Consider the following 16,314-nt stretch of genomic DNA (forward strand, 5'->3'; position numbering starts at 1 on the left):
TAACCTTTAAACTATCTTTATTAATTATGGAATTCATAACCGAGTATACACTTGAAGAATTGAAACAGAAGTTTAAGGAGCTCGGGCTTGAACCTTACAGGGCTAAACAGGTCTTCAGGTGGATATACAAGAAGTTCATTACCGATTTTGATAAAATGACAGACCTATCCAAGGAACACAGAAGGTTATTAAAAGAGAAATTTCTATTTCACCCCCTTGAAAAGATTGAAAGAGTGGAAGCTCCCGATGCGGTAAAGTATTTATTTAAAACAAAAGACGGCCACGTTGTTGAAACGGTTCTAATAAAAGAAAGGGACCACTACACCCTTTGTGTATCCTCACAAATAGGTTGTGCGGTAGGGTGCACTTTCTGTGCTACGGCACTTGACGGATTGAAAAGAAATCTTTCCGCTTCCGAAATAGTTGACCAATACATACAGGTAAAACAGGACTTGGGGGAAGAAAAAATTAGAAACGTTGTTTTCATGGGTATGGGAGAACCCCTTGCGAACTACGAGAACGTGAGGAAAGCTGTTGAGATATTCGTATCTCCCGAAGGGATGGACTTATCAAAGAGAAGGGTTACGGTTTCAACCAGCGGTATAATAGCCCCGCTAAGAAGAATGGCAGAAGACCCGATCATGAGGGAAGTGAACCTTGCGGTTTCCCTGAATGCGGTAAGTCAGAAGAAAAGAGAAGAGCTCATGCCCCTTACGAAGACAAACACCCTTGAGGAGCTTATGGAAGTTCTTAAAAACTTTCCTTTACCGAAGTATAGAAGGATAACCCTTGAATACGTTCTGATAAAGGGGGTAAACGACTCTCCGAAAGATGCGGAAAGACTTGCAAAACTAATAGGAAGGCATAAAAAGAGATTCAAGGTGAATCTAATCCCCTTTAATCCTGACCCTAACCTTCCTTACGAGAGACCTGCCCTTACGGACATAATGAAGTTCCAAAAGGTTTTATGGAAACACGGCATATCAAACTTTGTAAGGTTCAGTAAGGGAGTTGAAGTGTTCGGTGCCTGCGGACAGCTAAGGGCAAAAAGGGAGCACGTCTTAAAATGAATTTTCCATGGAGCTGAACGAACAGCAAAAAAAAGCGGTAGAGCATTTCGGGAAGCCCCTTCTCGTTATAGCGGGTGCGGGCTCGGGAAAAACGAAAACTTTAATACACAAGGTTGAATATTTACTGAAAAAAGGATTAAAGAAGGACCAAATTCTCTGTATAACCTTTACAAATAAAGCTGCAAACGAAATTAAGGAGAGGGTGAAGAAAACCTTAGGTCTTGAACTTGAATGGAGCGGAACCTTTCATTCAGTAGCCTTAAAAATCCTAAAAATAGACGGGGAGAGAATAGGTATTCCTAAGGATTTTACAGTTGCCGATGAGGCCGATAGTCTTGAGATACTGAAGGAGGTATTAAATAAATACGGGATTAAAGAAGACCCCAAGGAGCTAAGGGAGAAAATAGCGAAGGCTAAGGAAAGCTTAGGAAGTTTGGATGCCTGGGAGGAGGTATTAATTCAAGACTACAACAAACTGCTTAGAAAGAACAAACTCCTTGACTTTTCGGACCTAATGAAGGAACTTTACAACCTTCTCCGTATAGAAGAGGTAAGGAAGAAATACAGGGAAAAGTTCAGATACATACTCGTGGATGAGTATCAGGATACGAACGAGATACAGTATGAGATTCTAAAGCTCCTTGCGGATAAAAACATATGTGTAATAGGGGACCCTAACCAGTGTATATACGAGTGGAGGAACGCAAGACCCGACAACATACTTAAGTTTATTGAAGACTTTGAACCCGATATAGTAAAACTTGAGTTAAACTACCGCTCAAGGGAGGCAATTCTTCGTGTTGCCAACGCTGTCCTTGAGGCTTCTTGCTTTGATTGGAAGGAGCTAATTCCTAAACTCAAAAGTGTAAGGGGGGAAGGAAAGAAACCTTACGTTAAAAGGTTCAAGGACGAAGAGGAAGAAGCACTTTGGATATCAAACAAGATTAAGGAGTTATCGGGGAATTATCAGTTTAAGGATATTGCGGTTCTTCTCCGTGCGGGATACCTTACGGACGTTTTCGAGAGAACCTTTTTCAAGACCGGAATACCTTACAAGGTTGTCGGAACGCTGAAATTCTACGAGAGACAGGAAATTAAAAACCTTGTAGCAGTTCTTAGAATTGTGGTAAATCCTTCCGATGAGATAGCCTTCAAAAGAATAACTAAGTTCTTCCTGAGAGGCTTCGGAGAGAAAAGCTTTAAGCTAATCGAGGAGAACTTTAAAGGTAGTTGGTTGAGAGCTGCAAAAGACTCCTTAAAAAAGTTACCTAAAACCGCTGCGCTTTCAACTTATGAGTTTCTGAGGGCACTCGTTCCCCTATATAAGGAAGTTCACAAGTACCCGGAAAAACTTGAGGAGTTCATTGAAAAGATAAACTACTACGAGCTCTTAAGGGAAAAATTTAAAAAAGACTACGAAGAGAGAACGGAAAACGTAAGGGAGTTTTTAAACTCTCTTAAGGACTTTCACAGGAAGGGTTACACGCTTGAAGAGGTTCTTACGGAGATTTCCCTTACGACTTCCGAGGAGGAAGAGGAAAATGCTGTAAGGATAATGACCATCCACTCCGCAAAAGGACTTGAGTTTCCCGTCGTGTTCCTCCCGAGACTTGAGGAGGGGATACTCCCTCATAGGAAGTCATTTGAGAATTTAAGGGAGCTTGAGGAGGAAAGAAGGCTTTTTTACGTTGCAATAACAAGAGCTAAGGACCTACTTTTTATGAGCTACGCAAAGAAGGAAAAAAATAAACCAAGTAGATTTCTCTCGGACATTCCTAAATCCTTTCTTGACCTATCCGCTTTCAGGAGGAAGAAAGAGAAATACAGGGAAGAACTTATACCAAATAACACCGTAAGAAAGGGGAACTACGTAATACACAAGGTTTTCGGAAAGGGAATGGTTTTAGAAGTTATAGGGGAAAGGGCAAAGGTGAGGTTTGAGAATGGGGAGGAAAAGGTTATACACACCTCCTTCCTTGAGGTGCTCAAAACGCCTTCAGAAGTGCCTTGACGTGTTTCTCCATATTCTCTTTTACGTATGTGGGTTTTCTGAGGTGTCTCTTTCTCTTTGAAGACTTCTTAGTGTTGTAGTGAGCTCCTCCCGACTTCCACCTCTTTATTTTCCCTCCGGCGGTTACCTTAAACCTCTTTGCAGCAGAACGGTTAGTCTTCATCTTAACCTTAGCCATAACAGCCTCCTTAGATTACTTGTAAGACAGAATAAAAGAAGCTATCGCTCTTAACTCTCCTTCGGAAAGACCCTTAAGCTGTGCCAGTTGAGGTTTCATTACTGCAAACTTAGCAGGGTCTACCTTCGGCTTAGCTTCACCTTTCAGGAACTTAACAAGTCCTTCAACGTCGTTTCCGTAAACTTGTGCTATCTTCTTGAGAGAAGGTCCTACTGCATCAGCAGCGGGTTGGTGGCATGCTGCGCATCCCTTTGAGTTAAAAAGGGCTTTACCTTTTTCAACATCTCCACCGGCACTTGCGGTTGCCATTTGTTTGGTTTCCTTCTTAGTTTCTTGCTTGACTTCCTGCTTTACAGCTTCTTGCTTCGGAGTTTCACTCTTTTGTTCTTCTTTCTTCTGGGGCTGTTCACAGGCAACAAGCCCGAGCATTAATCCGCTTATTAAAAGATACTTTATCTTCATCTCTTACACCTCCGAATTTATATTCTAAACTGTAAAGCTTCTGATATGTGTTCCTCTCTTATCTTTTCACTTTCATCCAGGTCGGCGATAGTTCTTGAAACCTTAAGAAGTTTGTAATAACTTCTTGCGGATAGCTTTAAATTTTTAACAGCTTCCTTTAGGAGAAGCTTTGCACTACTTTCTAATAAATTCAAACAGTATTTATTTACCTCTTCATTGTTAAGTCTTCCGTTAAACTTACCCCTTTCTTTCTGTATGTTATAAGCTGCTTCAACCCTCTTTCTTACCTTTTGGGAACTCTCCCCTTGAGAAAACTTCAGGAGATCTTCTTCTTTCAAAGGATAAAGCCAAACCTTCAGGTCTATCCTATCTTTTATCGGTTCCGAAATCTTTTTATTGTAAGCTTTTATCTCCTTTTCGGAACATACACACTCCTTAAAGGGGTTTTTGTAATTTCCACAAGGGCAGGGATTCATTGTGCCTATAAGGGTAAACTCCGCGGGAAATATTACGTTGTTCCCCGCCCTGCTTACCTGAACTTTACCTTCCTCAAGAGGTTGCCTTAAAGCCTCAATTGTTTTTCTCGGAAACTCCGCTATCTCATCAAGGAGCAAATACCCCTTATGGGCTAAGGATATAATGCCGGGTTTTGGCGGATTTCCCCCTCCTACTAAGGCTATCTCGGAACTCGTATGATGGGGAGACTGAAAAGGTCTTTCCGTTATTAGTTCTTCCTTACCGTAGAGGCTGTAAATTTTTGAAACTTCAAGAACCTCTTCAAACTCCATCGGCGGAGATATCCCTCTTATCCTCTTTGCGAGCATAGACTTCCCTGCTCCGGCACTGCCTACAAACAATAAATGGTGAAATCCCGCGGCGGATATCTCAAGGGCTTTCTTTCCGAGAATTTGCCCCATTACATCTCTAAGGTCTTCGTTAAATGAGGTATTTTTCATAGGTTTACGAAAGGTTAAAGGAGTTTTTCTTGCTTCTCCTCTTAAGAATTCGACCGTTTCCTTTAGCGTCTTGAAGGTGTAAACATTTATGTTTTTTATCAAACTTCCTTCCGCCGTATTTCCTTCCGGAATTATAAAGTTTTTAAATCCCTTCTCCTTTAGGGAAATTAGAAGGGCAAGGATACTCTTTACTTTCTTGAGTTCTCCGTTCAGGGATAGCTCTCCGAAAACAACGGAGTTTCCCATTTTCACGTGTCCCGTTGCCACCAGTATCCCCAAGGCTATAGGAAGGTCGTAATGGGTCCCCAGCTTCTTTCTGTCCGAAGGAGATAGGTTTACGGTTATTCTTTTTAGGGGAAATCCGAAGCCAGAATTTTTCAGAGCAGAGCGAACCCTCTCCTTTGCTTCCTTAACGGCATTATCGGGAAGACCAACAATGTTGAAAGAAGGGAGTCCGCTTGATACATCTACTTGAACTTCTACGGGGAAACCTTCTATTCCCCACATCCCTCCGCTGTAAACTACCGCAACCATTTAAGATAATATTAAAAGTCTAAACTCCACACAGGAGGTGGAAGGTGTTTGAGTTTTCCGACAGGTTAAAGGTATTGCCCCCTTACTTATTTGCTGAACTGGACCGAAAGAAACAGGAGAAGATAGAACAGGGTGTTGACGTTATAGACCTCGGTGTGGGAGACCCCGATATGCCCACACCCGAACCCATAGTTGAGGCTGCAAAGAAAGCCCTTGAAAATCCGGAAAATCATAAGTATCCTTCTTACGTCGGGAAACTTGAGTTCAGGGAGGCGGTGGCGAATTGGTATAAAAAACGCTTCGGCGTTGAACTTGACCCAAAGACCGAAGTTATAACACTTATAGGTTCAAAAGAAGGTATAGCTCATTTTCCCCTTGCTTTTGTAAATCCCGGGGATATAGTTATCTGCCCTGACCCGGCCTATCCCGTCTACAAGATAGGTGCTATATTTGCGGGAGGAACACCTTACACGGTTCCCTTAAAAGAGGAGAATAACTTCCTTCCTGACCTTGATGCCATACCAGAAGACGTGGCGAGAAAGGCAAAGATTATATGGATAAACTACCCTAACAACCCAACGTCTGCACCTCCAACCCTTGAGTTTTACGAAAAACTCGTTAGCTGGGCTAAGGAGTATAACGTTATAGTTGCATCCGATAACGCATACTCCGAGATATACACGGGAAGTGAAAAACCTCCATCCATACTTCAGGTTCCCGGTGCTAAGGATGTTGCCATAGAGTTTCATTCACTTTCAAAAACTTACAACATGACCGGATGGCGTATAGGTATGGCTGTCGGGAATAAGGAGCTCATCGCGGGACTCGGAAAGGTGAAAACGAACGTTGACAGCGGACAGTTCGGAGCTGTCCAGGATGCAGGGATAGCAGCCCTAAACCTTCCGGAAGAAGAGGTTGAGAAAATCAGGAATGTATACAGAGAGAGGAAGAAGATAATGACAGAAGCCCTTGAGAAGATAGGTCTTGAGATTTACAGGAGTGATTACACATTTTACCTCTGGATAAAGGTTCCGGAAGGTTATACTTCCGCGGAGTTTGTGGGAAGACTCATAGACGAGGCGGGAATAGTATGCACACCCGGAAACGGGTTCGGGGAATACGGAGAGGGATACTTCAGGATATCGTTAACTGTTCCCACAGAAAGACTCCTTGAGGCTGCGGAAAGGATTAAGTCCTTAAAGCTATAAACCTTCAAGGTACTTCTTAACTTCCTGCTTCAGGCTCGGGCTTATCCCGAGCTTTTTCAGTTCCTCTTCGTCTGCACTTATGAAGTCATATAAGGTTTCGTAATTCCTGTAAATAAGCCTTTTCTTTGCCTCTCCGACCTTTATGCGGTCAAGAACATCTTCCATAAAACGCTTTTCCCTTAACCTCCTGTTGTATGTTATGGCAAACCTGTGGGCTTCATCTCTTATCAGTCCGAAAACCCTATACAGAAGGGGATTTTCTTTAAGTCTTATCTCCTTTCCCTCCTCTGTGTAAAGTATCTCTTCCTCCTTGGCAAGACTGAAGACTTTCAGCTCAAGTCCGAAAAGTTTTTTTACCCTAACACCTACGTTAAGCTGACCCTTTCCACCATCTATGAGCCATATATCGGGCTTTTCCACCTCTCCCTTCTTAATCCTTTTAGCCCTTCTCGTTAAAATCTCCTCAAGGGACGCGTAATCATCTATCCCGCTTACCGTTCTTATTCTGTATCTCCTGTAGGATTTTTTGTCCATTCTTCCTTCCTTCCAGACAACACACGAGCCGACTATATCCTCTCCGGCAAAGTGGGACACATCAAACCCCTCTATTATCTTCGGTAAAGAGAGGTTAAGTTTTTCTTTAAACTCTTTTTCAAGGGCTTTAAGGTCTACGTTATCTTTCAGGTTCTCTTTTACGATGTTAAGGAGCTCCTCGGGGATCGTTTTTAGAAATTCTGTTCTTCCCCTTCCCCTTTCCCTTATCCACTTTTTTACTTCCTCACCCAGCTCAAGGTTTGTAAATATCTTCTCGGGAACGTAATTCCCGTAGTAATAACCGAGAATAAACTCCTCAACCTCTTCTTCCGTATCAAAGGTAAAAACTTCCTTCCCCACAAATTTCCCGCTTCTTATCAGGAAAAGGAGAACAGTATAACCGTCCTTATATATCATGTCGGCCTCTTTAACAGGTAGTGCGGAAACACTTTGCCCCTTTGCTATGTTCTCTAGGGCTATTATCTGGTCTCTTATCTGGGCACACTTCTCAAACATAAGCTCGCGGGAAAACACCTCTATCTTCTCGTATAGTTTCGGGAGAACCTCTCTTACCTCGCCGGTTAGCAGAGCCCTCGCACTCTCAACGTATAACTTATACTCCTCTTCCGATACGTAACCGCAACAAGGAGCACAGCAAAGACCTAAATGGTAATCCATACAGGGCTCGCTTCTCTTTGGCAACGGGTCGCACGTTCTCAGCTTAAAAAGGTTGTGAACAAGTTTCTTAATCTTATAAGCCTTCTTGCTCTGTAGGAAGGGACCGAAAAGCTCACCCTCGTGCTCCGTTCCCCTCACAATCTTCAGCGTAGGAAACTTATCCTTCGTTAAAAGTAGCATGGGATACCCACCGCCGAACTTGTGGAGGACGTTATACTTAGGTTTATGGTGTTGAATGAGGTCTATCTCAAGAACGAGTGCCTCAAACTCGTTTTTCGTAACTATCCACTCAAGTGTATCCGAGCCGAAAACTATAGCCCTTTCTTTCGGGTCCCTTTCCGCAAGCTTTAGGTGTTGCTGAAGCCTCTTTTTAAGGTTCTTAGCTTTCCCTATGTAAAGGAATTTTTTCCCTTTTTTGAAGAGATAAACTCCCGGCCTTTCGGGAGCTCCTTTAATCCTTTCGCCGATATCCATCATTTATAATTTTTAATGCTATTTAAGTTCAAGCTATTTCTCCATCAGGATTTGGGAAATTCCTTTTCTCTCATCTTTATTTCTTCCAGTTCCAGCTTTCTATTTACCCTTCTCGCTTTTATTTCTTCCATTCCTCTTGAGAATATACCCAGCAGAAGGGAAGGGTTAAAGGAAAAGGAGTATGTGTATCCTACGAAAAAGGGGAAATCCATAAACCTTACTGCGTCTGTTCCTTCCCAGCCGAGTTTATAGGCCTTTACAGGCTTGAAGTTATCGTCAGTAATGAGAAATATGCCGTCGTTATTTCCTTCAAAACGGGTTTCTCCCACAATTATAAAGCCTTTTCCGTATTCGCTTATAGCTCTTCCGTAGTCGTATTCTCCTATATCGTATAGGTGATAATTCCGAAATTCGTAAACAAGGAGGTCACTGTCTCCTTCTTTGTTTTCGCTTCTTCCCACGGCTATCACCCTTCCGTGAACTTCTTTAACGAACCTTAGGTAGTCCTTAAACTCACCACCTAATGTGTAGCTCACGAGAATGTCTCCGTTTTCTGAAAACTTAACGATTAATGCGTCCCAGTTTTTCCTCTTTATTCTACCTACCGCGTATATAACTTTCCCGACTTTCTCAACCGAGTAAAAGTATTCTTCCGAAAAATCAAGCCTTTTACTCCAGATAGTTTTAAAGTCCGTAGAAAGCTTTACGATAAATGCATCCCAGTTTTCTTCCCTTATGCCCCCTACAAGGATAAAGCCGTCCTCCGTCTTTATAACTTGCCAAAGCATTAGGTCACCTTTAAGGGGAAGTTTAAAAACCTTTAATACGTTTCTTTTATAAAGAACGAGTGCTATTCTCTCCTTTCCATCTTTCAGATACACAACTCCCGCGAGACATTTATCACCTAACGCTTGAACCGTATAAGAGTAGGAACCCTCTCCCAAGTCTAGGGTAAAGAACCTGAGGTTATAACCGAGTAACGCCTTTTCCTTTTCTTCTGAGCGTCTGCCTACTGTGCAAAGTGTCCCCCTCTCGTAACTTAAAGAGAAACCGACATTCCCTCCCGCATCAAGAAGGATTATCGTCATCTACCTCAAGTTCCAAGCTCTTTAAAAGCATATCCTGACCCGCAGTTATTTCCGTATTAAGAGAACCACAGAAGGGACACACCATATTCAGCTCTTCCTTCTCACCTTCCTTTCCGCACTCCCTACACCTCAGCCTTAGCTTTTCTATCTCCATAACTAACTCTGCCTTTTCCGCTATGGTTCCCTCTTTAAAGGTGTTGAAAGCCATTTCAAGAAGGTGAGGTTCAACACCGGATAGAACACCTATACTCACAACTATTTTGCTTACCGACCTTGCGTTATGTTCCCTGGCGTATTCCTCTATCATAGTAAGAAGACTCTGAACAATTGAAAACTCGTGCATTTCAGCATATACGAGGCAAAAGTTCTCCCGAAGGGGCTTCCATTACCCTCTTCACACCGTAAGGTGTATTTATAACCACCTTAGGATTTCCCTTTTTAATAACCCTTCCTATGATTTGCGCATCTTTTCCTTCCTCTGTTGAGCGTAGAATCCCTAAAACCTTTTCTGCACCTTCTTCATCTACGGCAATCACTACCATACCCTCGTTTGCAAGGTGAAAAGGTTCAAATCCGAGAAGCTCACACAATCCCCTTACCGCATCTTTCACGGGAATTTTTTCCTCATCAACTTCTATCTCAACACCGGACTGATAAGCCCACTCGTTCAGAACAGCCGAAAGCCCTCCCCTCGTTGCGTCCCTCATGGCGTGAATCTCCGCACCGCTTGATAAAACCTTTTCTATCATACCCCATAAACTCTTACAGTCGCTTTCTACGGGAACGTCAAACTCAAGACCTTCCCTTTCTGCAAGTATACAGGCTCCGTGGTCTCCTACACTTCCCGAAACGAGTATTAAGTCCCCTTCCTTAAGGTTATGGGCGGAGAGTCCCTCGTAAACAACCTCCCCTATTCCGGAGCAGCTTATAAACAGCCTATCTGCTGCACCTTTCGGAACCACCTTAGTGTCCCCTGCAACCACCTTTATACCGCTCTTTTGGGCTTCCTCTTTCATTGAACGGACAACTTCCTCAAGCTCTTCAAAGGGGAGACCCTCTTCAATAATAAAAGATGCAGACATGTAAAGAGGTTTAGCACCCATAACCGAGAGGTCGTTAACAGTTCCGGCAACCGCAAGTTTTCCGATATTCCCTCCCTTAAAAAATATCGGGGATACGGTAAAGGCGTCCGTCGTAAAGGCTATTTTTTTTCCCGTTGTAAGTATTGAAGCGTCTTCAAGCTTATCAAGAATTTCGTTTGAAAAGAACTTCAAAAATAGATTTTTTATTAACTTCTGGGTTTCTTCTCCTCCGCTTCCGTGAGATAAAAGTATTTTGCGCATAAGGTTTAATTTAGAAAAACTGCTTTATAAATCTAAGATCGTTCTCGTAAAAGAGCTTTATGTTATCTATCCCGTAAAGGAGCATAGCAAGCCTTTCAACACCCATACCGAAGGCAAATCCCTGATAAATTTCCGTATCAATACCGCAGTTTTCAAGAACTTTCGGGTGAACCATTCCGCAACCCATAACCTCAAGCCATCCCGTTTCTTTACAGACCCTACAACCCTCTTGATTGCAGATAACACAACCTATGTCAACTTCTGCGGACGGTTCGGTAAAGGGGAAGTAAGAAGTTCTGAACCTTACAGGTAGATTCGTCTCAAAGAACCTTCTTAAGAACTCCTCAATAACGTACTTCATATGTCTGAAGTTCGCATACTCGTTTACTACAAGACCCTCAACTTGGTGAAACATAGGAGAGTGTGTCGGATCGTCATCCCTCCTGTAAACCTTTCCGGGAGCTATCATCTGTATGGGGGGTTTTTTCTTAAGCATAGTCCTTATCTGAACGGGAGATGTATGGGTTCTGAGAAGATACCCCTCTTTATTCACATAAAAGGTATCCTGCATATCCCTTGCCGGGTGCTCCTTAGGAATGTTTAAGAGGTCAAAGTTATACTCTTCAAGCTCTATCTCCGGTCCCTCTTCAACCTCAAAACCCATTCCCTTAAATATCTCTTTTATCCTCTCAAGGGTTATCGTTATGGGGTGGAGCGAGCCTATTGTTCTTTCCGGCGGGACTGTAAGGTCTACCCACTCACCCTTTAACTTCTCCTCAAGCTCTCTCCTCTTTAGTTCCTCTTCCTTTTCCCTAAAAAGCTTTTCCGCAAATTCTTTGAGCTCGTTTACCTTCTTCCCGTATTCCCTTCTGAGTTCGGGGGGGACTTCCCTAATTTTCTTCAGAAGCTCCTTTATTATCCCTTTACTTCCGAGATACTTTGACTTAAGGTCTTTTAAATCTTTTAAGGTGGAAACAGAAGAAAGAAGAGACCTTACCTCTTCCTTAATCTTCTCTACGTTTTCCATTACTGAACCTGAAGAGCTTCTTTAACTTTACCAACAATCTGTTCAAAGGCTTGGGGGTCTCTTACAGCAATATCAGCGAGAATCTTCCTGTCAAGTTCTATACCGGCTTTTTTAAGACCGTGAATAAAGGTGCTGTAATTAAGTCCGTAAGCCCTGACCGCAGCGTTTATCCTTGCTATCCACAATCTCCTGAACTCCCTCTTCCTGAGTTTTCTATCCCTGTACTGGTAGTATAGGGCTCTCATTACGGCCTCTTTAGCCCTTCTGTATGACCTGCTTCTCTGTCCCCTGTATCCCTTTGCGAGCTTAAGAATCTTTTTTTTCTTTCTCCTAGAAGATGGACCTTTTACTCTCATTCCTATCCTCCTTTTACGAGAAAAAGTATTTTAACACATTTATGATAAATTTTTCTTTGAGCATGGAGGAGCTTAAAAAACTGAGGGAAGAGATAGACAAGATAGACGAGGAAATACTCAAACTCCTCAACAGAAGGGCAGAGCTAGCAAGGAAGATAGGGGAGATAAAGACAAAGAGAAACCTACCTATTCACGTTCCGGAGAGGGAAAGGGAGATTTTTGAGAAGTTGCTCAGAATGAATAGGGAACTTTACGGGGAGAAATTCCCGAGTGAGGCTTTAATCCATATATACAGGGAGATAATATCCGCTTGCCTCTCCCTTGAGAAGAAGCTAAAGATAGCTTATCTTGGGCCTAAAGCAACCTTTACCCACCAGGCGGCTCTTGAGTTCTTCGGATTTTCTGCTCAATTTATTCCCTGCAGCACTATAAAGGACGTTTTTACCGAAGTTGAAACGAGGAGAGCGGATTACGGAGTAGTTCCCGTGGAAAACACCATAGAAGGAGTTGTTAACTACACCCTTGATATGTTTCTAACGAGTGATGTAAAGATATCGGGTGAGATAGTTATCCCCATAACCCTTCACCTTCTTTCCTCTTCGGACAGTCTGGAAAACATTAAGAAGGTTTACTCTCACAGGATGGCAATAGCCCAGTGCAGGAACTGGATAGAAAGAAACCTTCCCAATACTCAAGTCATAGAGGTTGAAAGCACTGCGAAAGCCTGTGAAATCGCCCTTGAGAACGAAGAAGCGGGTGCCATAGCCTCAGAAGTTGCGGCCTACACCTACCACTTAAACATACTCGCTGAAAACATACAAGACACGGGGGACAACTACACGCGTTTCCTTGTAATATCAAAAAGAGACTTGAAGGCAACGGGAAAGGATAAGACGAGTCTTCTCTTCGGTGTGAAGGACGAACCGGGAGCACTGTATAAAGCCCTGGAGGTTTTCTACAGATACGGAATAAACTTGACAAAGATAGAATCAAGACCTTCAAAAAAGAAGGCTTGGGATTACGTTTTTTTCATTGATTTAGAAGGACACAGGGAGGAAGACAAAGTTAAAAGAGCCCTTGAAGAACTAAAGGAGAAAACCCAATTCTTAAAAGTCCTCGGTTCTTACCCCCGTGCCCTTCAAAGCGAGTCTTAGACCTCCGCGAGGGCTTCCGCCTTTACTACCTCGTCGGGGTGAGCTATCCTTCCCATTATCGCACTGGCGGCAACTACAGCCGGATTTGCAAGGTAAGATTCACTTTTGGGGTGTCCCATCCTTCCGGGGAAGTTTCTGTTTGAGGTTGATATGCATCTCTCGCCTTCCGCGAGAACACCCATATGTCCCCCGAGGCATGGTCCGCACGTTGAGGTGGATATCACACATCCCGCTTCCATAAATATGTCTATGAGTCCCTCCTTCATAGCCTGCTTGTAAACACCTTTTGATGCGGGAATTACTATACACCTTACATAGGGATGAACCTTCTTACCCTGCTTGAGTGCCGCTTCAAATACCTTCGCTGCGAGTCTAAGGTCCTCAATCCTTCCGTTAGTGCAGGAACCTATAAAAGCCTGGTCTATAGTTATGTGGGTTGACTCGGATACAGGGTGAACATTTGAAGGTAAATAAGGCCATGCTACGAGGGGTTCTATCTTTGAAGCGTCCCACTCGTAAACGGAGTGATACTCCGCATCGGGGTCGCTCTGGTAAACTTTCCAGGGTTTTTGTGCCCTTTCTTTAACGTATTCTATCGTCTTCTCGTCGGGAGCTATTATCCCGCTCTTTCCTCCCGCCTCTATAGCCATGTTTGTTATCGTTAACCTCTGTTCCATTGAGAGGTTTCTTATAGTTTCCCCTTCAAACTCCATAGCCCTGTAAAGAGCCCCGTCAACACCTATCTGGCCTATCGTGTAAAGGATTAGGTCCTTACCCGTTACCCAGGGCTGGAGGTTTCCGTAAAAGATAAACTTCATGCTTTCGGGAACCCTTAGCCATACCTCACCCGTTGCCATGGCGTAGGCTATATCTGTAGAACCCACACCCGTAGCAAAGGCCCCGAGAGCTCCGTATGTACAAGTGTGGGAGTCCGCTCCGACTACGAGGTCTCCCGGAACAACAAGACCCTTTTCGGGAAGGAGTGCATGCTCTATACCTTCTCCCTCTTCAAAGAACCACTTAATTCCATGCTTCTTTACGAAATCTCTTACTATCTTCGCCTGTTCCGCAGACTTTATATCCTTTGCCGGGACAAAGTGGGAAAGAACCAGCGCTATCCTTTCGGGATCAAACACTTTGTCTATGTTGTATTTTTCAAGAATCTTTATTGCAAGAGGTGCAGTAACGTCGTTGGCCATAGCCAGGTCTATCTTTGCGGTTATCAGCTCTCCTGGATGTACTTCCTTCTTACCGGCGTGATCCGCCAAAATTTTTTCAGTTATAGTCATACCCATCTCAGGCTACCTCCTCCTTCACAGCTTCTTCAGATTCCTTAACTTCCCTATTTTCCTCAGATTTCTTATCCTTGTCAAAGATTTCATCCTTCTTGCACTTGTCTTTCAATTCAACTCCGTAAAGCTTGAACACCTCAACAAACTCATCACAGGTTATCGTTTCCTTCTCAAGCAGCTTCTTAACAACAGCTCTTAGAGGTTCCTTATACTGTTGAACTATGGATTTTGCCTTCTCGTAAGATTCCGTGATTATCCTCTTTACCTCATCGTCAATCTCCCTGAGTAGGTCCGGACTGGTGTCTACAGAGGTTGTCATGCCGCCGAGAAATGGATTTGCAACCCTCCTTATCGCTATCGGACCGACCTTCTCACTCATACCCCACATGGAAACCATTCTGTAAGCGAGGTCCGTAGCCCTCTGGAGGTCGTTCTCTGCTCCCGTCGTTATTCCCTCTTTTCCGAAGAATACCTCTTCCGCTGCTCTTCCCCCGAGGAGAACGAGTATTTTGTTCATCAGGTCCTTCTTGTCGTATATGTGTTTATCCTCTATGGGAAGCTGTTGGGTGACACCCAGAGCCATACCCCTCGGGATAATAGATATCTTGTGAACCTTATCGTCGTCGTCGGAAACGAGACCCATGAGCGCGTGTCCCGCCTCGTGTATAGCTATCTTTTCCTTTTCCTTGGGAGATATGGTCATTCCCTTTCTCTCCAGACCCATTGTAATTCTATCAAGGGCTTCTTCTACCTCCTCCATCGTTATCTCTTTCTTTCCTTTCCTTGCCGCAAGGAGTGCAGCCTCGTTAAGTAGGTTCTCAAGATCAGCTCCCGTAAATCCAGGTGTTGCCCTTGCTATCCACTCAAGGTCTACATCCTTGGCCAGCTTTTTATTCCTCGCGTGAACCTTCAGTATCTCATACCTTCCCCTAACGTCCGGTTTTGGTATGAATATCTGCCTGTCAAATCTTCCCGGTCTGAGGAGTGCAGGGTCAAGAATGTCGGGTCTGTTTGTTGCGGCTATAACGATTATACCGTCGGAAGTGTCAAATCCGTCCATCTCAACAAGGAGCTGGTTCAGGGTTTGTTCCCTTTCGTCGTGACCTCCACCTATGTTTATAGCCCCCCTTGACCTTCCAACCGCATCTATCTCGTCTATGAAGATTATGCAGGGTGCATGCTTCTTTGCTGTTTCAAAGAGGTCCCTTACCCTAGCCGCACCTACACCTACGAACATCTCAACGAAGTCTGAACCCGATACCGAGATAAAGGGAACGTGAGCCTCACCCGCTATAGCTTTAGCGAGGAGTGTCTTTCCTACCCCGGGCTCACCGTAAAGAAGAACTCCCTTCGGAGGTCTCCCGCCGAGCTTTTGGAACTTAACGGGATCCTTCAGATACTCAATTATCTCTTTAACCTCTTCCTTTACCTCGTCTATTCCGGCAACGTCGTTAAAGGTTACCTTTGGCTTTTCCTCTATGTAGAGTTTTGCCCTGCTCTTTCCGAAGTTAAAGGCCCTCGTTGCGTTTGCTCCCCCTGACATCTGTCTGAGTATGAGTATCCATATACCTATGAATAGAAGTATAGGAAGCCACGAAAGGAATACGTTGAGTATCCAGCCCCCCGGAGGTTCAGGATTGCTTACCTCAACCCTTACCCCTTTCTCAACCATCTTATCTACGAGGTTCGTATTGGGGGGAAGGTTTACCTCAAGCTTTTGCCCGTCTTTCGTTTGGACGATTACGGTATTCCCCTTTACTTCTGCGTAAGAAACCTTACCTTCTTCTACGAGCTTAACGAGTTCGTTAAGGGATACCTTTGTGGTAAAATCTCTTTTAGTCTCAAAGAGGTTGAAGGCCAAAACTGCCGCTCCGATAATAATTATCCATACAAACAAGTTTTTAAGTGCGTTCATCTACCTCCTCCTGAAGGATAATAAAAAAATAATT

Annotated in this window: 15 protein-coding genes; 4 read left to right on the top strand and 11 right to left on the bottom strand. The window is 43.7% G+C overall.

Annotation, left to right across the window (positions count from 1 at the left end; genetic code table 11):
- The first annotated feature begins 26 nt into the window (after positions 1–26).
- Together rlmN and ACWB1W_RS02960 are read left to right on the top strand one after the other, a co-directional pair.
- A complete protein-coding gene (gene rlmN, locus ACWB1W_RS02955; RefSeq protein WP_479369939.1) occupies positions 27–1,070 on the top strand; it encodes a dual-specificity RNA methyltransferase RlmN in 1,044 nt (347 codons plus the stop codon).
- Between the two features lie 7 nt (positions 1,071–1,077).
- Complete coding sequence (locus ACWB1W_RS02960; protein ID WP_479369909.1) at positions 1,078–3,081, top strand: ATP-dependent helicase; 2,004 nt, start codon at positions 1,078–1,080, stop codon at positions 3,079–3,081.
- Here ACWB1W_RS02960 and rpmI read toward each other — a convergent pair.
- Genes rpmI through ACWB1W_RS02975 form a run of 3 tightly spaced genes read right to left on the bottom strand, consistent with a single transcriptional unit; the run spans position 3,056 to position 5,211 of the window.
- Positions 3,056–3,259, bottom strand: a complete 204-nt coding sequence (rpmI, locus tag ACWB1W_RS02965) for a 50S ribosomal protein L35 (RefSeq protein WP_479369910.1) — start codon at positions 3,257–3,259, stop codon at positions 3,056–3,058. The two genes, ACWB1W_RS02960 and rpmI, sit on opposite strands and share 26 nt — an antisense overlap.
- Positions 3,260–3,274: 15 nt before the next feature.
- Entirely contained in the window at positions 3,275–3,721 is a 447-nt protein-coding gene (locus tag ACWB1W_RS02970) for a c-type cytochrome (RefSeq protein WP_479369911.1), read from the bottom strand.
- 17 nt (positions 3,722–3,738) lie between these two features.
- Positions 3,739–5,211, bottom strand: a complete 1,473-nt coding sequence (locus ACWB1W_RS02975; protein ID WP_479369912.1) for a YifB family Mg chelatase-like AAA ATPase — start codon at positions 5,209–5,211, stop codon at positions 3,739–3,741.
- A 44-nt stretch (positions 5,212–5,255) separates the two neighbouring features.
- On the opposite strand from ACWB1W_RS02975, the gene ACWB1W_RS02980 reads away from it, so the two are divergent.
- On the top strand, positions 5,256–6,419 hold the full coding sequence (locus ACWB1W_RS02980) for an LL-diaminopimelate aminotransferase (RefSeq protein ID WP_479369913.1): 1,164 nt from the start codon (positions 5,256–5,258) through the stop codon (positions 6,417–6,419).
- Here ACWB1W_RS02980 and uvrC read toward each other — a convergent pair.
- From uvrC to rplT, 6 genes are read right to left on the bottom strand one after another with little or no spacing between them, the layout of a single operon-like run.
- The gene (uvrC, locus tag ACWB1W_RS02985; RefSeq protein ID WP_479369940.1) at positions 6,414–8,105 is read right to left on the bottom strand and encodes an excinuclease ABC subunit UvrC; all 1,692 of its coding nucleotides are present in this window, start codon (positions 8,103–8,105) and stop codon (positions 6,414–6,416) included. The two genes, ACWB1W_RS02980 and uvrC, sit on opposite strands and share 6 nt — an antisense overlap.
- A gap of 44 nt (positions 8,106–8,149) precedes the next feature.
- The gene (locus tag ACWB1W_RS02990; RefSeq protein WP_479369914.1) at positions 8,150–9,193 is read right to left on the bottom strand and encodes a hypothetical protein; all 1,044 of its coding nucleotides are present in this window, start codon (positions 9,191–9,193) and stop codon (positions 8,150–8,152) included.
- Complete coding sequence (gene hypA, locus ACWB1W_RS02995) at positions 9,174–9,536, bottom strand: hydrogenase maturation nickel metallochaperone HypA (RefSeq protein ID WP_479369915.1); 363 nt, start codon at positions 9,534–9,536, stop codon at positions 9,174–9,176. Before hypA ends, ACWB1W_RS02990 begins: the two co-directional genes overlap by 20 nt.
- Before the next feature lies 1 nt (position 9,537).
- Positions 9,538–10,536, bottom strand: a complete 999-nt coding sequence (hypE, locus tag ACWB1W_RS03000) for a hydrogenase expression/formation protein HypE (protein WP_479369916.1) — start codon at positions 10,534–10,536, stop codon at positions 9,538–9,540.
- A 10-nt stretch (positions 10,537–10,546) separates the two neighbouring features.
- On the bottom strand, positions 10,547–11,563 hold the full coding sequence (gene pheS / locus ACWB1W_RS03005; RefSeq protein ID WP_479369917.1) for a phenylalanine--tRNA ligase subunit alpha: 1,017 nt from the start codon (positions 11,561–11,563) through the stop codon (positions 10,547–10,549).
- On the bottom strand, positions 11,563–11,919 hold the full coding sequence (gene rplT / locus ACWB1W_RS03010; RefSeq protein ID WP_479369918.1) for a 50S ribosomal protein L20: 357 nt from the start codon (positions 11,917–11,919) through the stop codon (positions 11,563–11,565). Before rplT ends, pheS begins: the two co-directional genes overlap by 1 nt.
- A 62-nt stretch (positions 11,920–11,981) precedes the next feature.
- Between rplT and pheA the strand changes: the two genes are divergently transcribed.
- Positions 11,982–13,073, top strand: coding sequence for a prephenate dehydratase (pheA, locus tag ACWB1W_RS03015; protein WP_479369919.1), 1,092 nt, complete (start codon positions 11,982–11,984; stop codon positions 13,071–13,073).
- On the opposite strand, the gene leuC is transcribed toward pheA, so the two are convergent.
- Entirely contained in the window at positions 13,070–14,368 is a 1,299-nt protein-coding gene (gene leuC, locus ACWB1W_RS03020) for a 3-isopropylmalate dehydratase large subunit (protein WP_479369920.1), read from the bottom strand. The two genes, pheA and leuC, sit on opposite strands and share 4 nt — an antisense overlap.
- Before the next feature lies 1 nt (position 14,369).
- The gene (gene ftsH, locus ACWB1W_RS03025; protein WP_479369921.1) at positions 14,370–16,280 is read right to left on the bottom strand and encodes an ATP-dependent zinc metalloprotease FtsH; all 1,911 of its coding nucleotides are present in this window, start codon (positions 16,278–16,280) and stop codon (positions 14,370–14,372) included.
- Between the last annotated feature and the right edge of the window lie 34 nt (positions 16,281–16,314).

It is taken from the genome of Aquifex sp. (assembly GCF_056494385.1).